Source organism: Mesorhizobium sp. B2-4-7, assembly GCF_006442685.1.
GTDB lineage: Bacteria > Pseudomonadota > Alphaproteobacteria > Rhizobiales > Rhizobiaceae > Mesorhizobium.
On the sequence record NZ_VFVH01000001.1, the window covers coordinates 1,054,744 to 1,074,500 of the forward strand.

A 19,757-nucleotide genomic window follows, 5' to 3' on the forward strand; every position below is an offset into this window, starting at 1 on the left:
ATGCAGGCGATCCGCACGGGCGTTTCCTGGGCAGGCATGGCCACCGGACCAACGGCGTGGGCGATATCGCTGCAGCTCGACTATTCAATCGCATATTGGCAATGCGACGCCGGGTTTCGGCCCACTGTTCTGTTCTCGCTGACAGGCGCCGCCGTCGCGGCGCTGGGCGTCCTGTCGTCATGGCGCGCCGTTCATGATCCAGGGCACGGCACGAGCCCGCCCCTGAAGGCGCGCACGCGCGCGTTTCTGGCCAGGACTTCGGTAGGCATCGGGGCCCTGTTCACGCTCGTCATGCTGGCGCAAATGGCGGCCGGATTGATCTTCAGCGGATGCGAACTGTGACTGTGCAGCGGAGCCGACGAGCGGTCATCCGCCATGGGCAGCGTTTGCGGTGGCCTGCTGCGAGCGTTCCGTTCCTCGCCGTTCTCCTACGTGTAGTCGCGGCCGTCATGGCGTCGCTGGCGCCTGGCACGCCGCTGCGGGCGAACGAGATCCAGAAAGGCGAATATCTTGCCCGAGCCGCCGATTGCGTCGGCTGCCACACGTCCAATCCGAGCCGGCCTTTCGCCGGAGGCTATCGGGTGCCGACGCCGTTCGGCGATGTCTATTCCACCAACATCACACCGGACCTCGACACAGGCATCGGGCGCTATTCCGCCGACGAATTCGTGCGAGCCGTGCAGAAAGGCGTCAGACGCGACGGGGCCGATCTCTATCCCGCCATGCCATATGACAGCTTCGTCGGGATGAACCGCGAGGATGTGCTCGCGATCCGAGCCTACCTGCTCACGACCGCGCCGATTTCTCAGCCGCCGCCGCCAAACATACTGCCCTTTCCATTTAACCAGCGCTGGACGCTCTGGTTGTGGAAACTTGCCAACCTCCACGCCGGCGGCTTCGGACCAAATCCAAGCCGAACCGGCGCATGGAACAGGGGCGCCTACCTGGTGGAGGTGCTTGGCCACTGCGGCGCCTGCCACACTCCAAGGAATACGACGTTCGGCATGGATGAAGATCGCAAGCTTGCCGGCGGCAGCGCCGGTATCTGGCAGGCGTTCAACATCAGCAGCGACAAGATCGCGGGCATAGGCGGCTGGAGCGATGAGGAGCTGTTTCGGTTTCTCAAGACCGGCGCCATGCCTGGAAAGGCATATGCGGGCGGTCCGATGGCGGAAACGGTCATGAACAGTCTGCAATATCTTTCGGACGACGACATTCATGCCATCGTCGCCTATCTCAGGACCGTGCCCGCCCAATCGGGAGACGAGAAGCGGCCGCGCTTCGCGTGGACCAATCCGCCCGCAGCCGCCCGCGATGCCGGGACGAAGACCAGCGTGGAGGGCAGCGGGGTCGCGGTGGGCGACGATCTCTACCGGTCGCTCTGCTCGGGATGTCATGGCCTGAATGGAGGCGGATCGGCGGATGGCACCTATCCATCACTGACCAACAACAGCACTCTCGGCGTAACCTCGCCTGAGAATGTCGTCATGACCATCCTTGAAGGCGTCAAGGCAGGCGGCGTCGCGGGCCGCAAATCGATGGCGGCCTTTGACGGCTGGCTGGACGACGGCCAGGTGGCGGCCCTTGCAAACTATGTGACAGCGCGCTTCGGAAACCCGCAAGTCAGCGTCACGGCAGCCGATGTGCGCCAGATGCGGGCAGGCTCGACGACAGAGCAGACGGTGCTGGTTCTGGCGGCCCAGGGGCTGGTGGGGGGCGGCATCGTATTTGTGCTTGGTCTGGCGCTTCTGCTCGCCAGACGCCTTCGCCTGAGAAGGCACCAGAGGCATCTCACATTCGTGTCAAGGGGCAGGCCATGAGACGGTGTGCCGAAGCGTGGCGGACCTGTTCCGCCTTTCCGTGCAACGATGAACTGCCTCAGCTTGATATCTCGACCGAGCCCTTCTGAGAGGAACTCCCGGCAACGCCGCGAGGGGCCCGAAAAACCTCCGCCAGCCAATCAATGAACACCCTGATCCGCGAAGACAGATGGCGGCTCTGGGGATAGAGCACGGATACGGGTATCGGCGGTGGTGGGAAGGCTTCCAGTATCGGAACCAATTGCCCGGTGGCGATCTGATGCTCTACGCGATAACGCGGGACCTGTATCAACCCGAGCCCGGCGACGCCGGAGGCCGTGTAGATTTCGGCGCCCCGGACGACGATATCGTAGGGTAGTGGAACCTCCCTTGCCGCGCCGTCCATCTCGAATTCCAGCGGGTACGGCTGCCCTGTCGCGGAGGCGGTATAGGCAACCATGTGATGGCCGCCGAGATCATCCGGTGTCGAAGGGACGCCGTGACGTTCAAGATAGGCTGGGCTCGCCAGGGTGAGTTGCTCGAATGCGGTTATTCGGCGACCGATCAGAGACGAGTCGGACAGCTCGCCGGCTCGCACGACGCAATCGACGCCTTCAGTGATGAGGTCGACCATCCGGTCGCCTTCGCTGAGGCTGAGCGAGATGCCGGGATAGCGCGTGATGAACTCGGGCAAGGCGGGCATGACGAAAAACCGCGCGATGGTCCCCTGCATATCCACACGAAGCGGACCCTTGGGTTCAGCATTCCTGAAGACGCTCTCCACCTCATCCAGGTCCGCAAGGAGCCGGATGCAGCGTTCATGGTAGAGTGCGCCATCGAGCGTCGGCCTCACATTTCGGGTTGTCCGTTCGAGGAGCCGAACGCCGAGATCCGCTTCCAGGCGCTGGATCGCATGGGTGGCGGTGGGCCGCGGAACCTGCAGGTCCCGCGCGGCCTGAGCAAAGCTCCCACGCTCGACGATCCTGACGAAGAGCCGCATGACTTCGATGCGATCCATGACCATCTCGTAGTTGATTGTTATGGTTTTTGAAATGGTGATGTTGAAATCGGCCTTCTAGTGCCGGTTTTAAAAACGGCTACCTTCACACCATTCAAGTCATCAGATCGACAGGAGTGAAGATCATGCCCTTCGTCAATTTCAAGGTCCCCGAGGCGGCGCTGAACCGGGCCCAGAAAGAAGAGATCGTCCATCGGGCCACGGCGATGCTCGTGGAATATTTCTCCGAGGCCGCTCGGCCGCATACCATGGTCCTGATCGAGGAGGTCAAGGACGGCGGTTACGCCCGCGCCGACGAGGTCTTCGTGATCCCGCAGGAATATCGAGCGAAGGATTGATATCGGCAACAACACGGCAAAGGAACAACGACAATGACCACCTCAACGAACAAAGTTGCGATCGTCACGGGAGCGTCTCGTGGCATTGGAGCGGCCATCGCCCGCCGGCTGGCGAGCGACGGCCTCACGGTCGTCGTCAACTATGCAGGCAGCGCCAAAGCGGCCGCCAAGCTGGTGGACGAGATCGAAAAGGCCGGCGGTCGGGCCACCTCCTTCCAGGCCGATGTCAGCGACCCCCAAGCCGTGAGACGGATGTTCGATTCCGCCGAAGCGGCCCATGGCGGCGTCGACGTGCTGGTGAACAATGCCGGCATCATGAAGCTCGCGCCGGTCGCTCAATTTGATGATGCGACCTTCGATCAGACCATCGCGATCAATCTCAAGGGCACGTTCAACGGCCTTCGCGAGGCGGCGAGGCGCCTGCGCGACGGCGGCCGTATCGTGAACTTCTCGACCAGCGTCGTCGGACTCTACCAGCCGACCTATGGCGTTTATGCGGCCACCAAGGCCGCCGTCGAAGCGCTCACCCACATCCTGGCGAAGGAGTTGGGATCCCGCGCCATCACGGTCAACGCGGTTGCGCCGGGGCCGGTGGCCACCGAGCTTTTTCTCGAAGGCAAGGATCAGGCGACGCTCGATCGCATCAAACATATGAACCCGCTCGGCCGTCTGGGCGAGGTCGACGACATCGCGCGCGTCGTCTCCCTGCTGGTTGGACCGGACAGCGGCTGGATCAACGGCCAGATCGTCCGAGCGAATGGCGGGGTCATCTGAGGAACAGGATCATGAAGCAAGTCCGGCTCGGATAGGGGAAGGCTTTCCGTGAACGGGCTGCCTCGGACGGAGGTCGACAAGAGCGGCCTGATGGTCGCATGCCAAGGAACCCGATCGCGCCGTCCTCGTTGGGCAGGGATGCAGACCCACGCGCGCTTCATCATGCCGTCAACCGCGGCCACAAATGCTCGACATCGCCTTTCTGGAGGAAGGCGCGAAGCATGACACAGCGGCTTTGCTGCTGCACGGCTGGCCTGACGACGCTACCACCTGGGTTTCTGTCGCCGAGAGATTGTCCAGGACCGGAATTCGCACCATCGCACCATGGCTGAGAGTTTCGGTCCGACCCGCTTCCTGTCGGATTCCTCGACAAGTCTCTGGATACGGAGGACGAGATGATTGCGAACTGGACTCTGCCTGAACGCTTCATCTACCGCGGTCATGCGATCGCCTGGGGCACGCTCGGCGAGGGACAGGCTGCGATCCTCCTGCACGGCTCGCCATTTTCCTCGCTGGTGTGGCGGCGAATTGCACCGTGGCTCGCGCGGCACCGTCGGGTTTTCTTTTATGATTTGCTGGGTTTCGGGCAGTCCGACAAGCCGGACGCCGACGTCCTGCATGGTCTTCAGAATGGACTTTTCGCGGCGCTGGTAAAGCACTGGGGTATAGAGCGCCCGGACGTCGTCGCGCATGACTTTGGCGGGTCTGCCGCGCTGCGCGCCCATCTCATGGACGGCATCGACTACAGCAGCCTCATGCTGATCGATCCTGTCGCAATCAGCCCCCAGGGATCCGCGCTGGTGCAGGCGGCCAAGACGCACCAAGACGTTTTTGCCGGTCTACCGGCTTACATCCATGAAGCTGTCTTGCGCGCGTATATCGGTGCCGCTGTGAAGTACGGATTGCGCGAAGAAGAGATGCGGCTTTATCTCCAGCCCTGGCTTACCGAGGAGGGTAAGGGGGCGTTCTGGCGCCAGGTGGCGCAGATGGACGACAAATACAGCGAGGAGATCGAGGGTCGTTACGACGAAATCCGCTGCCCCGTGACCATTCTTTGGGGCGCCGAGGATGAATTCATCCCGCTGAAAGATGGTGAAGAACTCGCACGGCGCATCCCAAACGCTCCACTCGTTGTCGTACCGGATGCGAAGCATCTTGTGCAGGAGGACGCGCCAGAGGCTATCACCGCAGCCGTTCTCGACTTCTGGCACCGGGACGACGCGCGTCACGATGCAGCGCGGACGCCGCCGTTTTCCGAGCCTCGAAGAACGGCCCGGGCAGGCCCGCAGGTCGGAGCGAATAGATGAGCTGAAGCGTATCGCAAACGTGGCGATGTCTTGACGGTCGGTGATCGATAGCACCGCGTCGCCACGCGTGTGCGCGGCATCGTACTGGACGGTATCGAGGGCGCGCTGAGGAGGAGGATGGCGAGGTCAAATCCGGTCGACATGCAGGGCCTGCGAAGAGTGCGCTCGCTGTCGGCATTCGCATCCAGGAAGGGGCCGTCTGCACTGGCCCGCTTTGGTAATTTAGAGTGTGTCGACCAAGGGACGAACGAAGCGCTCGAAATCCTTGTCGAGCGGCCAGAGCGGGCGCGGCGCGTGGATATAGGGGCGCCGCTCTGCCCGCGGCGTTGCCAGCGCGCCCGCATCGCAGACGATGATCTTGCCCGCTATCGGCTCGAATGCCGCCCGGAAATGCTGCATCGACTTCAGGACCAACACGCGGCGAGCCGTCGGTTCTATCCCGAAAGCCCGCAATTGCTGAAGGTCGACCATCTGCTGCGCTTCTGAAACGACCAGGACTTCGATCCCGTCGACGTCGATTACGGCGGTGGGGCCGAAACTATGGGTGAGCCCGCCCTGAATCGGTCCGTCGCCGACATAGGCGCCGTCCGAAAGCCTAGTCAGCACACCCGTCACCGTCAGCGGGCCGCCGCCGAAGTTGGCGTCGCCCTTGCCGCCAATCGTCACCGTCACGGTTTCGCCTTGCCGGTGACCGTGCAATTCATTTGCCGCTTGAGGATCGATCATCGGCGCGAGTACCGCACCCTTTACTCCCGCATCGAGCAGGCCCTTCAGCAGCGCGGTCGAGTCGCCGTAGGAGCCGGCGCCGGGATTGTCGGCGTAATCGGCGATAACAAGTGGCTTGTCGCCGCGCCAGGCATGCGCCTCGGCAGCAGCCTCGTCGACCTCGATGAAAACATTGCGCTTCTTGGTCCGGCCCTCCCAGATCCTGTCCGCAAGTTCCTCTGTCACATGCATGGCGGCTGGCTTGGCGCCGGGATCACGGCTGTCATAGGTTGCGAGCACGGTGGGGCCGACGCAGGACACGTCGGCGCCCGTGAAGGCTGCATTGACGGAAACCGCGAGCAAGCCCTCGGCCTCGGCCTCGCGGGCGCGGTCATAAAGGGCCAGCGTCTCGGGAATGTCGGTGCGGCCTGAATTCGCTTCGTCCAGCATCGGCACATGCGCCCTAACGGTCCGGGGCGCGATTTCACCCCTCATTGCGCGATCCAGGATACGGGCGGCATGCGCGCCGATTTCGCGCATGTCCACATGCGGATAGGTCTTGTAGGAGACAAGGATCTGCGCGTCCCGAACCATATCTTCGGACACCATCGCATGAAGATCGAGCGTTACCGCAACAGGAATATCCGTTCCAAGTTCGGCCCGCAGAAGGCCTAGCAGATACCCTTCCCCGTCCGGGCAAAACTCAGGCACCATCGAGCCATGAAGTCCAAGCAGCACTCCGTCGAGGCGGCCCTTGTTCGAACGCGCTGCCTCCAGGATAATACCGGCGATGTGGTCATAGGCGGCTTTCGTCACCCGCCCCCCGGGCACGGCATGTGCCGAAATCGCGTGGATCACGTTCCAGCCCGCCGGTTCCGCCACATCCATGAATCCGGCAAGTTCGGTGTTGGCGTTGCGCCGGGCGCGGATCGCGTCGTCGCCAAGGAGAAGCGTGTCCACCTGAAACTGCGGCAAGTCGGTACGGAAGCGCGAGAACGTATTGCTCTCGTGCATGAATTCGCAGGTAAGGACATTGAAGGTCATGGGCAATTCCTATTGCGCGAGACGCACGCGATGACCGCGGCCGATCTCGACAAGCTCGCTTGGCTCGGGTTCTTCGTCGGGGTCCGGACGGCGCGAAATGTCGGGCGAAAAGCGGGCGGCGCCTGGGACGAAGGCAGCATCCGGCAGGGCGCGTGCCCCGGTCAGGATCGCGTCGGGATCGGGAACCGAACCGATCAGGCGACGCGTGTAGGGATGCGTCGGGCGGCTGAAAATCGAATGCCAGTCACCCTCTTCCACCACGCGGCCGAAATACATCACGGCAACCCGGTCGCTGACATGCTCGACCACGCTCAGATCGTGGGAGATCATGATGTAGCTCAAGCCCAGCGTTTCCTGCAGGTCCATCAGCAGGTTGATGATCTGCGCCTGGATGGACACGTCCAACGCCGACACCGGCTCGTCCAGCACCAGGATCTTCGGATCGAGCATCAACGCCCGCGCGATGCCGATCCGCTGGCGCTGCCCGCCGGAGAATTCATGCGGATAACGGTCGGCGTGATCGGGCGTCAGGCCGACGCGGGTCAGCATCTCGGCGACGCGGTGGCTGGCCTCGCTTCCCCTGGCGATTCCATGCAGGGAAAGCTGCGAGAACAGCATGCGACCGATGGTCTGGCGCGGATTCAGCGACGCATACGGGTCCTGAAACACCATCTGAGCGATGCGCGCGCGCTCCTTGCGGGCGGGAGCGCCAGGGCCTGCCAACGGCTTGCCCTGGAACAGTATCTTTCCCGAAGTCGGCTCCTGCAGGCCCATCACGGTCAGCGCGGTGGTGGATTTTCCGCAGCCGGATTCACCGACGATGGACAGGCACTCTCCTTCGTTCAGGGTCAGGTTCACGCTCTGAACGGCACGAAGCGTCCGCTTTGGCCCCAACAGTGAGCGACGCGGCAGCGGGAAATGGACGTTGAGGTCGCGGATTTCCAGAAGAGGCTGGTTCATGCGGTCGCCTCCAGACCAAGGCCGCGCGGCGTGGTCAGCGTCGGTGCGTCGCGTCCACGCTCCTCGCTGCCCACGACCTGGTCCAGTTCGGTCAGGCGTGCGCGTCCAACCAGCGTTCGCGACCCCAGGCGAGGGCGTGCCGCGAGCAGGCCTCGGGTATAGGGATGCAGCGGATTTTCGAACAGAGCCTTGGTGTCCTGCTCCTCGACGAGCCGCCCCCGGTCCATGACCCCGACGCGCCGGCACATATTGGCGATCACGCCCAAATCGTGACTGACCAGCAGCACGGCCGTTCCTTCAGCCGTGCAAAGCTCGGCAAGCAATTCCAGGACGCCTGCCTGGACCGTCACATCAAGTGCGGTGGTCGGCTCGTCCGCAATCAGCAGGTCGGGACGGCAGGCTAGTGCAATGGCGACCATGACGCGCTGGCGCATCCCTCCCGACAGTTGATGGGGGTAGGACAGGGCGCGTTCCTCGGGCGCCGGCACACGAACGCTTTCCAGCGCCTCGACGGCTTTCCTGCCCGCATCCGACCACCCGAAGCCCCTGTGAACGACGAACATTTCCGCGATCTGACGGCCAATCGCCATCAGTGGATTGAGCGCCGTCATGGGCTCTTGAAACACCATCGCCATACGGTCGCCGCGCAGACGGCGCCTGGCGCGGCTGCCAAGCTTCAACACGTCCTGGCTCCGGAAGAAGATCGAGCCGCCGGTCACCTCCAGCGGGCGCTTAAGCAACCCCATCACCGAAAGGCCGGTGATGCTTTTGCCCGAACCAGATTCGCCGACAAGTCCGTAAGTTTCCCCAGGCAGGATATCGAAAGACACGCCGTGAAGGATTTCGTTCCGCTTGCCGACGCCGATGCGCAAGTCGCGGATGGACAGAACAGGATCGGGAAGAACGCCGCTCATGCCTGCCTGATCCTCATATGCGGATCCAGCATGTCGCGCAGCCCGTCACCGAGCAGATTGAAGCCAAGGACCGTGGCGAAGATTGCGAGGCCGGGGAACAGCGAGGCCCAGGGGGCGGTGCGGATCAGTTCGCGCGCATCGGTCAGCATGTTGCCCCAGCTCGGCTGCGGCGGCCGGATGCCGACGCCGAGGAAAGACAGTGCAGCTTCCGCCAGAACCGCGCCGCCGATGCCAAGCGTCGCGATGACCAGCACCGGACCGACGATATTCGGCAGTATCTGCGTGCGCATGATATTGGCGTCGCTGAAGCCGGCCGCCCTGGCGGCCTGCACGAAGCCCTGATTCTTGAGCGACAAGGTGGAGCTGCGGGCGATGCGGCAGGTCCAGGACCAGTTGGTCAGGCCCAATGCGATCAGGAGGCTTGGCAAGCCGGGTCCCAACACCGCCATGATGGCGAGCGCGAAGACCAGGGATGGGATCGCCAGCATGACGTTGGTCAGCCCGTTCACCAGGTCGTCCCACCAGCCTCCGAAATAACCGGCCGAAACCCCAAGCGCCATACCGATGCACGAGTTGATCAACTGCGAAACGAGGCCGACGGTCAGCGACACCCTGGCGCCGTAGAGGATACGGGAAAAGACGTCGCGACCCTGCCCGTCCGTGCCCAAAAGATGGTCCCAGCTCGGCGGCATTTCAGAATTCATCAGGTCGGCGTCGAATATCGGGTTGTACGGGGCAATCCAGCCGGCGCTGACGGCTGCGGCGACCACGAGCAACGCCAGCGCCAGGCCAAGGGCGAAATTGAAACGCAACCGCATGGATCAGGCCACCTTGATGCGCGGGTCGATCATGGCATAGGCGATATCGACCAGCATGTTGATGACAAGGAACCACAACACGATCACGATGACCGTACCCTGAACCACGGGAATGTCGCGTGCCGACACGCTGTCGACCAGAAGCGACCCGATCCCTGGCCAGGAAAACAGTTTCTCGATCACGATCGCCTGCCCCATGAGCGAACCGATCTGAAGGCCAAGCGTGGTCAAGATCAACACCAGCACGTTGCGGGTGACGTGACTGCGCACCAGACGCGGTTCGGTCAACCCTTTGGCTCGCGCCGTTCGCACGAAATCCGCGTTCATCACGTCCAGAACGCCAGCGCGGGTGGTTCGCGCCAGGAGCGCCATCGGCGATACGCCGAGCGCGATGGCAGGCAATATGATGTAGCGGATGCCGCCGGGCTGGTAGCCGAAGCTCGGCAGCAGACCGAGCTGCAGCGCAAAGACGTACATTAGCAGCAAACCTAGCCAGAATTCGGGAACCGACAGGCCGGAAACCGCCAGCATCATCGTGCCGGTGTCCAACACGCTGCCGGGCTTCAGCGCGGCCAGAAATCCCAGAGGAATACCGACTGCCGCGGCAAAGCCCATCGCCGCCAGCGCCAGTTTGATCGAAGGCCAGAGCCGCGGCTCGATCACGTTCCACACCGGTTCGCGGGTGCGGTAGGAAATTCCAAGGTCGAAATGCGCCAGCCCCCACAGATAGTCCCACAGGCGGACCGGCAGAGGCTTGTCCAGCCCGAACTGCTCGTTCAGATGCGCCATCACATCGGCATTCGTGGCGTTGCGCCCCTCCGACATCAGGCTCGATATGAAGCTGCCGGGGACGACGCTGAATATCACGAAAATGATCAGCACGACCGCCAGCAGGGTCGGGATCATCTGCAGCGTGCGACGAAAGATGAAGCGCGACATCCGCGAATCCTGCCTTTCAACAACTGGGCGCCATGCGGCGGGCGAGGAGTGGGCGCCATGCGGTGGGCGGGGCCGTACAAACCGGTCCCGCCCGCCAGCCATGCCATCGCGCTACTTGCGTGATGCGGGTGCGCTGTCGTCGATCCAGATGTCCTCGTAATCCTGGATAGCCAGTTCCGCGCCGTTCGGCTTCAGCCCGTGGACCCATGGCTGGTAGGCCATGACGGCCTTGTTGTAATTGAAGAACCAGACCGGAGCCTCGTCCTGCAGCAGGTTGTTGGCTTGCCTCAGAAGATCGTTCTGTTTGGCCGGATCGGTTTCGTTGCCTGCCTGCTCGATCAGCTTGTCGAAGTCGGCATTGTTGAACTTGACGTAGTTGCAGGCGGTTTGCGATGTCTTCGAATAGAAGCAGTTCAGATATTTCAGCGGATCCGGGCCCGACGAGTTCGACCAGATAAAGGCATCAAAATTGTCGGACAGGATCTTGTCGGACAGGACCGAGCTTTCCACCGGGTCGGTCGTCACGGTGACGCCCACCTTGGCCAGCATCGGGATGATCGCCTCGACGATCGGCAGGCCCCAGCTTTCGTTCGAGGTCGCGGTGACCGAGAACTTCAGACCGGTCTCGAACCCTGCCTCCTTCAGCAGTTCCTTGGCCTTTTCCGGATCATAGGCATAGGGCTTGGCGTCCTTGTCGAAGGCCGGCGATGAAATCGGCAGCCAGGAGACCGCGGGATAAGCCTTGTTCTTCAAGAGCTTCTCGACAATCAGGTCCTTGTTGATCGCATAATTGATCGCCTGCCGGACGCGCTTGTCCTTGAATGCCTCGACCTTCGGATTGAAGCCGATATTGCGGGTGTAGACTTCGGCCACCTCAAGGATGTGATCCTTCAGCGCCGGATCCTGGCTGTAGGCCTCATACTGCACAGGGCCGAGAACGTTGGTATCGATCTCCGCGTTGCGGAAGGCGACGTCGCGAGCCGAAGCTTCGCCCATCAGCATGATGTCGAGCTTGTCGAGATGCGGCTTGCCCTTCTCATAATAGCCGTCGAACTTCTCCAGTTCGACCTTCGAGCCCGCGACGTAATTGGCGAGCTTGAACGGGCCAAGGCCGTTCGGCTTGGAGGCGAGCTGATCCTCCGGATAGTCCTTGGAGTAGATCGGCGCATAGTTGGACATCAGGTTCCAGCCCGGATCGGCCAGGTTGATGAAGGTGATTTCGATGGTCCTGTCGTCGATCTTCTTCAACCCGGAAATATGATCGGCCTTGCCTGCCTGAAATTCGGCGACGCCGGCGATCTGCAACATCTGCTCGGCGCCCGGCAGGGCCTTCTTGGGATCGGCCAGACGATTGTAGGACCAGATCACGTCATCGGCGTCGAGCTTGTCGCCATTGTGAAAGGTCGCTTCCCGGAGCTTGTAGGTATAGGTCTTGCCATCCGCCGACTTCTCTACCGTTTCGGCGAGGTCGAGCTCAGGCTTGCCGCTTTCCGGGTTCCATTTGTAGAGGGAGCGGTTGATCGCTTTGGCCACGATCTCGTCTTGCGTATGCGGTGTCGCCGTGATGTCCAGCGATGTGATGGAGTTGCCATAGGGCGCGGTGAACACCAATTTCCCCCCATCCTTCGGTGTGGCGTCCTGCGCCAGCGCGGCGGTCGCCGTTCCAAGCGCAAGCGCCGCGATCAAGCCAAGTCTGTTCAACATCCCTCAATTCCTCCCTGTGGTTCGTTGGTGATTTCCTGTCAGAGACGGGCCCAGCCGGCATTCCGCCTCAACTTCCTTCATGGACGATGCGCCCATCCAGAATTGTCATCTCACAGCGCGTTTCACGCAGGATTGTCTCCGGTGTGGCCGTCAGGAGGTCGTTGGAGAACACGGCGATGTCCGCGAGCATTCCAGGCTCCAGCCGGCCCTTCACCATTTCCGCGCCCTGGGAGTAGGCACCATGTTCGGTATAGGCGCGCAACGCCTGCTCGGGCGTCAGTATCTCGGAAGCGTCCATTACCGTGCCCTTGTGCGTCTTGCGCGTCAGCATGGCGTAGAGGTCCGGGAAGGGATTGGGCGAACAGACCGGCGAGTCGCTGCCGGTGGACGGCTTCATGCCGAGGCGATCCCAGGTTCCGATCGGATAGGAGCGCAACCCGCGCTCCGGCCCGAGAACAGAGACGTAGGCGTCGCCGAAATCATAGATGAAGGCCTGCTGCGGCGCAGGCAGGATGCCTGCCTTCAACATCCGCTGATTGATGGCACCATCGACATAACCGCAATGCTCGATCCGGTGCCGGTGCTTGTGATCCGGCCTGGCGGCGCGCACACGTTCATAAGCCCGCACGAGCTGGTCGATGGCGGCATCGCCAATGCCATGGCAGACCATGGTGTAGCCCATTGCGGTGTAGCGGTCGACCAGTTCGAACAATTGAGCGTCTGGCAGCATCCGGACACCGAAATTGTCAGGCTGGCCAATATATGGCTGGCGCATCCAGGCCGTGCGTCCGCCGGCCGAGCCGTCCGTGAATATCTTCACGCCGCCTATGCGGAACATGTCGCTGCCGACCCCGGTAACGAGACCCGCGGCATGGCAAGGCTCGACGATGGACGAACCGGGGTCGCCCAGAAGTGTTGCCCAGACCCGTACCGGGAGCCGGCCGCTGCGCTCGGCCTCATGATAAGCCTCGATCTCGGTCATACCGTCGATCTGGCCAGTGGCCGCGTCCATGCAGGACGTTATGCCGAACCGTAGGAGGTCACGGCCCCCCGCTTCGATAGCATCGAGTATCTCGGCGAAAGAGGGTGTCGGCTGGACGTCGTAGACGAGGTTCTGGGCGTTCTCAGCCAGCATTCCGGTCAGTTGCCCGGCCTCGCGCCCAATGACGCCACCATCCGGATCGGGCGTGTCCATATCGATTCCCGCCAGCGCCAGCGCCAGCGAATTCACGACAGTGACATGGCCGCAGGCGCGCGTGACCGAAACGGGATGATCCGGCAGGGCGGCGTCCAGCTCCTTCACGGTCGGCATCAGTGCGTCCGGATATCGGGTCTGGTCAAAACCGCGCGCGGTCACCCATGCGCCTTTGGGCGTTTCGGCGGCCCGTGCCTGCAGCGCAGCCATCAGCGCGCCGCGGGTCGGCGCGGCATCGGGCGTCGCATCGACCTTGCCACGCAGGAGCCCCGTCGAGATCAGATGCAGGTGCGCATCGTTCAAACCGGGCATTGCGAAGCGCCCGGCCAGATCCACGACCCTCGTGCCCTTTCCGATCAGGGGCTTGATATCGGCGTTGGAGCCACTGGCCACGACCTGGTTGCCCAAGACCGCAATCGCCTCCGCGATCGGATTTCCGTAACCGGTCCAAATCTTGCCGCCATGCAAAACGAGATCGGCTTGGTTCTGCGAATTCATGCTGCCTTTTCTTCTCCCCGGCGTTCACGGACGTCGCCGACATAGATTTGACTTTGAGTGGCATTCCGTTTCGTGTGCGGTCAGATTCTTCTCCCGCGCTCGACGTCACGTTCCCCTGCCACCGGCTCCAGTTGTCAGCTTTTTCGTTTTGCAGACGTTGGGGCGTCGGCGATCACAAGGCCAATTCGGTTTTCGCAATCAAGCATGCAAAATTTGCATAACATAGCAATTATAATGAAATATGTTCCCCATTGCGGTTCGATCAATGCTCGAACGCAGTGGAGGAGAGGCCGCGTGGAAATCAAATGGCTCGAAGATTTCGTGACACTTGCAGAAACATCGAGCTTTTCGCGGGCAGCCGAAATCCGCAATGTCACCCAGTCGGCCTTCAGTCGGCGCATCAAGCAGCTTGAGACGTGGCTCGGAGCACCGCTCATCAGTCGTGCCACCATGCCGGCCGAACTGACATCGGCCGGACGCAATTTTCTTCCCATGGCGCAAGACGCCATCAGGATGTTCTATTCGGTGCGCGAGTCTCTGCGCCCGCCTGCGGAACAGGGGCTTGTACGCTTTGCGGCCCTTCACACATTGACCATCACGTTCTTTCCGGTTTGGCTGCGGGAGGTGCAGCGGAACACTCGCACCTTCGGCACATCCTTCATGGCTGACAGGGGTGGCATCGAGGCGAACCTGGCTGCACTGACCGATGGCGAAACCGACTTCTTCCTGACCTATGCGCACCGTGAAGTGCCGTTTCACCTGGATCGCGACAAGTTTTCTCATCTGGCTATCGGATCGGATCGGCTCATCCCGGTCGCGGCGCCGGAACTGCGCTTCGACAAGTCGACCGTGCCCGCGGCGGGCATTCTGGACAGTCCGGAAACGGCAAAGCGAGCTTTGCCCTATCTGGGCTATGGTTACAGCTCTTTCTTTGGCGTCGCCCTCGGAAAACTCTTCTCGAAGCACTCGCCGTTCCGGCGTCAGACAGTGCATGAAAGCACAATAAGCGCCGGACTCAAGGAACTTGCGCTGACCGGCGCGGGCATCTGCTGGCTGCCAGAAAGCCTCGTCGAGAACGACATCTCCAATGGAGCCCTTGTCATCTGTTCGAATGACAGCACATGGACGCTCGATCTCGAGATACGATTGTATCGCAGCTCGGAGAAGACGCGAAGCACCATGGTAGAGGCTCTTTGGCAATCATCCAAGGCGCTGGCGCAAACGTTGAAGCCCGCCGCGCCAGCCGCGGGCACGGCGACCTTCAGCTCTTCATGAAGCGGAAGGCGCGCAGCACCTCGAAATAGTCGTTCGATGCAAAGGCGACGGCACGTGGCCCGTGCCGGCGCACTCCGGGATACCAGGAAGCGCGATAGGCATCGACGGGATTGCTGAATTCGATGATGATCTCGACCCTTTCCGGCATTGACGGCAAAGCTTGCCGCGCCCTGTCGCGCAACGCCCTTTCAACGCCCTCGCATATTGCGCCGCGCGCCGCCGCAGGCGCCAGGGAGATGGTGGCCGCGCCGATGCCTTTGAGGGTTTCGACAGTGGCTATCCCCGGGACGAGGGCTCTGGCGTCGGCGCAAATGCCTTCGTCGCCGGAAAGAAATACCGAGCGCACGCCATAGCGCGCGGCGCACAACGCATTCAATGTGAATTCGGACGCTGTTTCGCCATTCAGGATCAGCCGCGATATTCGCAATGTCGATGTGTGTGCAAGCGGGTTGTCCTCGACGCCGGCCTTGGAATGGTAGCCGGTATAGAGCGCGGCATCGAAGCTTTCATCGATCCCGAACATCATTGCGTCCGGATGTCCCGACCAGCCCCTCACGATGCGCGCGAAAGGCGGCATGCGTTCGAGAATAAGGTTGCGCCCGCTGTCATGCGCATCCTTGATCATGATTTCGGTGGCGCCAGCGGCTCGCGCTCCTTCGCAGGCGGCCAGGACCTCCCCGGTCATCACTTCGCGGAATTCCCTGTGGTCGGCATGCGTTCTTTCCGCCTCGTCCCAGGATTGAATGCCCGCGGTGCCTTCGATATCGGCCGAAATGAAAATCTTCATGCTCAAAGGGGCTCCTTCAGCCAGTCGGTCAACGCCGGAATCCTGCGTCTATTTCGTCCAACCACGCCTTGCGCGGCGCACAGGGCGTTCAGAACGGCCTCGACCGTGGTTTCCACAACCGCTTCGAAAACGAGGTCGATGTATCTGTCATCGACACGCGAAATCGAAATGAACGGTGAAGGCGAGACGTGCGGCAGAGGATCGGCGGTCGTGAAGGCGATGGCGATATCGCCACTGCCGTGTCCCCAATACGAACCGAGGCGGGCAATGCCGGCGCCGGCCCGGCTGGCGGCACGGTTCAATTGCCGGTCGTCAAGAGGAATATCCGTGCCGAGAATGATGATGATCGACCCGCTTTCAGGCTCGCCGAGCCCTTTGGGATCGGCTCTGCGGCCATCCGGGAGGACAAGATCCCCTGCCCTGCCGAAATTGGACAACACCAGAGCGCCAAGCGTGAAGGCGCGAGACCCGATCTCGACAGACCTGGACGCGCTGCCGATACCCGCCTTGAAGCCAAACGACGTCATTCCGGTGCCGGCGCCGATGCTGCCCTGTTCGACCGGACCGGCGCTCGCGGCATCCAGCGCCGCTTCGGCGTCATGCCGGGTGACCGCCATTGCCTGAATATCATTGATGCCGCCGTCGTTGCATTCGCAAACGACGGGATTGACCGTGCTGGTCTTGCGCCCGATCTCCGGGTTGGCGGCAATGGCACCCTTGATCAGCGCCTCCGCACATGGTGCGACCGAGAACGTGTTGGTCAGAAGGATCGGCGTTTCGATCGTGCACAGTTCGGACAATTGCATGAGCCCGACGGACTTGCCGAAACCGTTGATGATATCGACCGCCGCCCTGACCTTGGATCTGAACAGGTCGCCGCCATGGGGCAAGACGGCGGTGACGCCTGTCGCCAGCCCGTCGGCGATGATCGTCTTGTGGCCGACCAGGACACCCGGCACGTCCGTGATCGCATTGTTCGGGCCGGGCGGCAGCCGCCCCATGCCAAGGCCTAAACGCCGTGCCGCGCCCATTTTCACATCCCACTCATCAAGCAAGGGCCGCTCTTCCGGCCGCATGCCCGTTCATCTCTGCAAAAGCTGTCTGGACGTAAATTTCCTGCAGGCGGCGTGTCAATGGACCAGGTTGGCCGTTTCCGATCCTGTGGCCGGCAATACGGATGACGGGGGTGACCAGGCTCGAGGCGGAGGTCAGGAACGCTTCCGCCGCCGAAAACGCCTCCTCTGGCGAGAACGCACGCTCTTCAAACAAAATGCCCTGGTCTTCACATAGACGCGCCACTGCTCGCCGCGTACAGCCGGGCAGGATGGCTTGAGAATTGGCGCGAGTAATGACACGGCCGTCGTGCGTAACGATGAAAGCCGTCGCCGATGCGCCCTCGGTCACCTGTCCACCCTCGACAAACCAGACATCATCGAAGCCTTTCTCGCTTGCAGCATGCTTTGCCAGAACCTGCCCCAGCAGCATGACGGTCTTTATGTCGCGCCGCGCCCAGCGCGGATCAGGCGCCAGGTCGACGGCGACGCCTTCGGCCTGAGCCTTGGTTCCTACGAGTTTGCGGGCGCTTGTGAAGGCGACCATGGTCGGCTCAAGATCATCGGGAAACAGGAAATTGCGCTTGGCTTCGCCGCGCGAAATCTGGAGATAGACCGTTCCTTCATCCAATCCGTTGAGCGAGATCAGTTCCAATTGAATGGCTTCCATCTCAGGCAGCGTCACGGGCATGGGAATACATATCTCGGCAAGCGACCGCTGGAGACGATTGAGATGGAAATCATTGTCTATCAGCCTGCCGCCGATCACGGCGGTCACCTCGTAGACCGCGTCTGCAAAGAGGAATCCCCGATCGAAGAGACCGATGCGCGCCTCGTCTTCGGGCATGTAACGCCGATTGCAATAGACTTGCGCCACTTTGGCCATCCTCGATCCCAGCATCAACTGACTGCTCGATAAATGCCAAGGCAGGTCGGCAAAGACCAATTCAAAAAATGCAATTCGGTATGCCGATACCGTCAAAGCGCAACTGGCACTCCCTGCGACGGCCGCATGATTCACGCCACGAGACGGCGCAGGTCGCTGAATGGTTTCCTTTAATCCCGCGGAGCCGGACGGGGGCTTGGACGACGCATCGTTGACCTCCCGATATTGACAGGTCGCGGCCATCGATTTAAGTTCGCGTTAGTGACTACTAACGCGAACTACTGGACAGCGCTCGGAGATCCGACAAGGCGCACGATCTTCGAACTGCTGGTCGAACAGCCCTGTTCGGTCAGCGGACTTGCTCGTGCCCTGCCTGTAACCCGGCCGGCCGTCTCTCAGCACTTGAAGATACTCAAGGCTGCCGGGCTTGTGGCCGACACGCGCTCGGGCAAAGAACGCATATACCGTATCGATCAGGATGGGCTGGCAGGCCTGCGCGCGGAAATCGACCAGTTCTGGAGCAAGACCCTGGCGGGCTACAAATTAGCCGTCGAGTATCCAAAAAAGGACCAAGCATGAGTAAGGACCCTGCACTCGCGCCCGTAAGGCATTTCGTCGTCGTCGAGGCATCCATTGTGCATGCCTTCAAGGTTTTCACCGAGGATTTCGGGAGATTCAAACCTCGAGAGCACAATCTTCTTGCCGTTCCGATCGCAGAAACGATCTTCGAACCCCGGGTCGGAGGGCACGTTTACGACCGAGGTGTGGATGGCAGCGAGTGCCGCTGGGCTCGTGTGTTGGCCTACGATCCGCCCAGCCGGCTGGTTCTGAGCTGGGACATCAGCCCTCGGTGGCAGATCGAGACCGACCCGAACAAGACGAGCGAATGGGAGGTCCGATTCACGGCCGAGACCGAGAACAGAACCCGGGTTGAGATCGAGCACCGGCATTTCGAGCGCCATGGGCAAGGCTGGGAGGGCGTGAGGGGTGCAGTTGATAGCGATCAGGGCTGGCCGCTCTACCTGCAACGGTTCCACGGCCTGTTCAACCATCGGGCAGCCTGACAACCGCGTTGCAGTTCATGGGGGTATGACTCGCAAGCACCGTATCGCCCACTGAGATTCCAGGAGCAGAGACAACATGGAAGTCTATTGGTTAAGCATCCTCGGCGTGCTTACGCTTTGTTTGCTGTCGGTGGTGTTGGCGGTCTATTCCGGTTCGTCCAAGGGATTTGCAGGGGTACTTTCAGGACCGGTAGTCCCGGCGGACGACCACAACAGGCTCTACAGGATCGACCGCGTCCACATGAACTCGGTTGAGGCGCTGGCGCCCTTTGTCGTGCCCGCGGTGCTGGCGATGATGGTTGGTGTTGGACCGACCACTTTGGCGACGCTTGTGGGGCTGCACCTGGCGATACGCCTGATTCATCTGGGAATCTACCTACGTGGCGGAAACGCCGCAAAGGGAGGCAGTGTCAGGACGGTTCTGTACGTTTCGGGAGCGCTGGTTACGCTTGCCCTTATTCTTGTGACTGGATGGGCAGCATTCCATTGACGCGTTATCGGCACTTATCGGAGGCTACATCCGTTTTATAGTCCGCGTCCGGCATCCCCGTTCGGCAACAGCGCCACCGTCTCGGCCCGGGCAAGCGTGTCCAACTGTTGGGAACCACTGCGCGATTTTTCAAAAAGTGCCCTCACCGCTCCAACCAAGGCATTTTTCGTTGCAGCCGATCGGCATTCTC

20 protein-coding genes are annotated in these 19,757 nt (G+C 61.7%); 9 read left to right on the forward strand and 11 right to left on the reverse strand.

All coding sequences use genetic code 11. From position 1 onward, the window contains the following. Together FJ946_RS05270 and FJ946_RS05275 are read left to right on the forward strand one after the other, a co-directional pair. Positions 1 to 342, forward strand: coding sequence for a hypothetical protein (locus FJ946_RS05270; protein ID WP_140497365.1), 342 nt, complete (start codon positions 1 to 3; stop codon positions 340 to 342). Positions 343 to 449: 107 nt separating this feature from the next. Then, the gene (locus FJ946_RS05275) at positions 450 to 1,820 is read left to right on the forward strand and encodes a cytochrome c (RefSeq protein ID WP_140555689.1); all 1,371 of its coding nucleotides are present in this window, start codon (positions 450 to 452) and stop codon (positions 1,818 to 1,820) included. A 58-nt stretch (positions 1,821 to 1,878) separates the two neighbouring features. On the opposite strand, the gene FJ946_RS05280 is transcribed toward FJ946_RS05275, so the two are convergent. After that, positions 1,879 to 2,817 (reverse strand): LysR family transcriptional regulator, encoded by a 939-nt coding sequence (locus FJ946_RS05280; RefSeq protein ID WP_140564431.1) that lies wholly within the window; start codon positions 2,815 to 2,817, stop codon positions 1,879 to 1,881. A 125-nt stretch (positions 2,818 to 2,942) separates the two neighbouring features. On the opposite strand from FJ946_RS05280, the gene FJ946_RS05285 reads away from it, so the two are divergent. The 3 genes from FJ946_RS05285 to FJ946_RS05295 all read left to right on the forward strand — a co-directional run bounded on the left by FJ946_RS05285 (position 2,943) and on the right by FJ946_RS05295 (position 5,236). Continuing rightward, the gene (locus FJ946_RS05285) at positions 2,943 to 3,155 is read left to right on the forward strand and encodes a 4-oxalocrotonate tautomerase family protein (RefSeq protein ID WP_140497359.1); all 213 of its coding nucleotides are present in this window, start codon (positions 2,943 to 2,945) and stop codon (positions 3,153 to 3,155) included. A gap of 33 nt (positions 3,156 to 3,188) precedes the next feature. Beyond that, on the forward strand, positions 3,189 to 3,929 hold the full coding sequence (locus FJ946_RS05290; RefSeq protein ID WP_140564432.1) for an SDR family oxidoreductase: 741 nt from the start codon (positions 3,189 to 3,191) through the stop codon (positions 3,927 to 3,929). A 395-nt stretch (positions 3,930 to 4,324) separates the two neighbouring features. After that, a complete protein-coding gene (locus FJ946_RS05295) occupies positions 4,325 to 5,236 on the forward strand; it encodes an alpha/beta hydrolase (protein ID WP_140564433.1) in 912 nt (303 codons plus the stop codon). Between the two features lie 222 nt (positions 5,237 to 5,458). Here FJ946_RS05295 and FJ946_RS05300 read toward each other — a convergent pair whose 3' ends face one another. The 7 genes from FJ946_RS05300 to FJ946_RS05330 form a co-directional block, all read right to left on the reverse strand. Next, positions 5,459 to 6,985 carry a M81 family metallopeptidase gene (locus tag FJ946_RS05300; RefSeq protein ID WP_140564434.1) on the reverse strand — a complete coding sequence of 509 codons (1,527 nt, stop codon included), beginning with the start codon at positions 6,983 to 6,985 and terminating at the stop codon, positions 5,459 to 5,461. Between the two features lie 9 nt (positions 6,986 to 6,994). Further along, positions 6,995 to 7,945, reverse strand: coding sequence for an ATP-binding cassette domain-containing protein (locus FJ946_RS05305; RefSeq protein ID WP_140564435.1), 951 nt, complete (start codon positions 7,943 to 7,945; stop codon positions 6,995 to 6,997). Next, positions 7,942 to 8,859, reverse strand: coding sequence for an ABC transporter ATP-binding protein (locus tag FJ946_RS05310; protein WP_140564436.1), 918 nt, complete (start codon positions 8,857 to 8,859; stop codon positions 7,942 to 7,944). Before FJ946_RS05310 ends, FJ946_RS05305 begins: the two co-directional genes overlap by 4 nt. Beyond that, positions 8,856 to 9,677 (reverse strand): ABC transporter permease, encoded by an 822-nt coding sequence (locus tag FJ946_RS05315; RefSeq protein ID WP_140497347.1) that lies wholly within the window; start codon positions 9,675 to 9,677, stop codon positions 8,856 to 8,858. The genes FJ946_RS05310 and FJ946_RS05315 overlap by 4 nt, the downstream gene beginning before the upstream one ends. Before the next feature lie 3 nt (positions 9,678 to 9,680). After that, entirely contained in the window at positions 9,681 to 10,616 is a 936-nt protein-coding gene (locus FJ946_RS05320; RefSeq protein ID WP_140497345.1) for an ABC transporter permease, read from the reverse strand. Between the two features lie 111 nt (positions 10,617 to 10,727). Then, on the reverse strand, positions 10,728 to 12,320 hold the full coding sequence (locus FJ946_RS05325; protein WP_140515182.1) for an ABC transporter substrate-binding protein: 1,593 nt from the start codon (positions 12,318 to 12,320) through the stop codon (positions 10,728 to 10,730). Between the two features lie 67 nt (positions 12,321 to 12,387). Further along, positions 12,388 to 14,013 (reverse strand): amidohydrolase, encoded by a 1,626-nt coding sequence (locus FJ946_RS05330; RefSeq protein WP_140564437.1) that lies wholly within the window; start codon positions 14,011 to 14,013, stop codon positions 12,388 to 12,390. A gap of 294 nt (positions 14,014 to 14,307) precedes the next feature. On the opposite strand from FJ946_RS05330, the gene FJ946_RS05335 reads away from it, so the two are divergent. Beyond that, a complete protein-coding gene (locus FJ946_RS05335) occupies positions 14,308 to 15,288 on the forward strand; it encodes a LysR family transcriptional regulator (protein ID WP_140497338.1) in 981 nt (326 codons plus the stop codon). On the opposite strand, the gene FJ946_RS05340 is transcribed toward FJ946_RS05335, so the two are convergent. Genes FJ946_RS05340 through FJ946_RS05350 form a run of 3 tightly spaced genes read right to left on the reverse strand, consistent with a single transcriptional unit; the run spans position 15,275 to position 18,013 of the window. Further along, positions 15,275 to 16,075 (reverse strand): M55 family metallopeptidase, encoded by an 801-nt coding sequence (locus FJ946_RS05340; RefSeq protein ID WP_140564438.1) that lies wholly within the window; start codon positions 16,073 to 16,075, stop codon positions 15,275 to 15,277. The genes FJ946_RS05335 and FJ946_RS05340 overlap by 14 nt on opposite strands. A gap of 2 nt (positions 16,076 to 16,077) precedes the next feature. Continuing rightward, on the reverse strand, positions 16,078 to 17,106 hold the full coding sequence (locus FJ946_RS05345) for a P1 family peptidase (protein ID WP_140564439.1): 1,029 nt from the start codon (positions 17,104 to 17,106) through the stop codon (positions 16,078 to 16,080). A 16-nt stretch (positions 17,107 to 17,122) separates the two neighbouring features. Then, positions 17,123 to 18,013, reverse strand: coding sequence for a D-amino-acid transaminase (locus FJ946_RS05350; RefSeq protein WP_140564468.1), 891 nt, complete (start codon positions 18,011 to 18,013; stop codon positions 17,123 to 17,125). Positions 18,014 to 18,274: 261 nt separating this feature from the next. On the opposite strand from FJ946_RS05350, the gene FJ946_RS05355 reads away from it, so the two are divergent. The 3 genes from FJ946_RS05355 (at position 18,275) to FJ946_RS05365 (ending at position 19,567) form a co-directional block, all read left to right on the forward strand. Next, on the forward strand, positions 18,275 to 18,592 hold the full coding sequence (locus FJ946_RS05355; protein ID WP_181167660.1) for a metalloregulator ArsR/SmtB family transcription factor: 318 nt from the start codon (positions 18,275 to 18,277) through the stop codon (positions 18,590 to 18,592). Further along, on the forward strand, positions 18,589 to 19,077 hold the full coding sequence (locus FJ946_RS05360) for an SRPBCC family protein (protein WP_140564441.1): 489 nt from the start codon (positions 18,589 to 18,591) through the stop codon (positions 19,075 to 19,077). Before FJ946_RS05355 ends, FJ946_RS05360 begins: the two co-directional genes overlap by 4 nt. Before the next feature lie 76 nt (positions 19,078 to 19,153). After that, complete coding sequence (locus tag FJ946_RS05365; RefSeq protein ID WP_140564442.1) at positions 19,154 to 19,567, forward strand: MAPEG family protein; 414 nt, start codon at positions 19,154 to 19,156, stop codon at positions 19,565 to 19,567. Positions 19,568 to 19,757: the final 190 nt, after the last annotated feature.

Bases quoted from the DNA above. Each gene is read 5' to 3' on its own strand.
- FJ946_RS05270 (WP_140497365.1), top strand. From the start codon at position 1: ATGCAGGCGATCCGCACGGGCGTTTCCTGGGCAGGCATGGCCACCGGA.
- FJ946_RS05275 (WP_140555689.1), top strand. From the start codon at position 450: ATGGCGTCGCTGGCGCCTGGCACGCCGCTGCGGGCGAACGAGATCCAG.
- FJ946_RS05280 (WP_140564431.1), bottom strand. From the start codon at position 2,817: ATGGATCGCATCGAAGTCATGCGGCTCTTCGTCAGGATCGTCGAGCGT.
- FJ946_RS05285 (WP_140497359.1), top strand. From the start codon at position 2,943: ATGCCCTTCGTCAATTTCAAGGTCCCCGAGGCGGCGCTGAACCGGGCC.
- FJ946_RS05290 (WP_140564432.1), top strand. From the start codon at position 3,189: ATGACCACCTCAACGAACAAAGTTGCGATCGTCACGGGAGCGTCTCGT.
- FJ946_RS05295 (WP_140564433.1), top strand. From the start codon at position 4,325: ATGATTGCGAACTGGACTCTGCCTGAACGCTTCATCTACCGCGGTCAT.
- FJ946_RS05300 (WP_140564434.1), bottom strand. From the start codon at position 6,985: ATGACCTTCAATGTCCTTACCTGCGAATTCATGCACGAGAGCAATACG.
- FJ946_RS05305 (WP_140564435.1), bottom strand. From the start codon at position 7,945: ATGAACCAGCCTCTTCTGGAAATCCGCGACCTCAACGTCCATTTCCCG.
- FJ946_RS05310 (WP_140564436.1), bottom strand. From the start codon at position 8,859: ATGAGCGGCGTTCTTCCCGATCCTGTTCTGTCCATCCGCGACTTGCGC.
- FJ946_RS05315 (WP_140497347.1), bottom strand. From the start codon at position 9,677: ATGCGGTTGCGTTTCAATTTCGCCCTTGGCCTGGCGCTGGCGTTGCTC.
- FJ946_RS05320 (WP_140497345.1), bottom strand. From the start codon at position 10,616: ATGTCGCGCTTCATCTTTCGTCGCACGCTGCAGATGATCCCGACCCTG.
- FJ946_RS05325 (WP_140515182.1), bottom strand. From the start codon at position 12,320: ATGTTGAACAGACTTGGCTTGATCGCGGCGCTTGCGCTTGGAACGGCG.
- FJ946_RS05330 (WP_140564437.1), bottom strand. From the start codon at position 14,013: ATGAATTCGCAGAACCAAGCCGATCTCGTTTTGCATGGCGGCAAGATT.
- FJ946_RS05340 (WP_140564438.1), bottom strand. From the start codon at position 16,075: ATGAAGATTTTCATTTCGGCCGATATCGAAGGCACCGCGGGCATTCAA.
- FJ946_RS05345 (WP_140564439.1), bottom strand. From the start codon at position 17,106: ATGGGCGCGGCACGGCGTTTAGGCCTTGGCATGGGGCGGCTGCCGCCC.
- FJ946_RS05350 (WP_140564468.1), bottom strand. From the start codon at position 18,013: ATGGCCAAAGTGGCGCAAGTCTATTGCAATCGGCGTTACATGCCCGAA.
- FJ946_RS05360 (WP_140564441.1), top strand. From the start codon at position 18,589: ATGAGTAAGGACCCTGCACTCGCGCCCGTAAGGCATTTCGTCGTCGTC.
- FJ946_RS05365 (WP_140564442.1), top strand. From the start codon at position 19,154: ATGGAAGTCTATTGGTTAAGCATCCTCGGCGTGCTTACGCTTTGTTTG.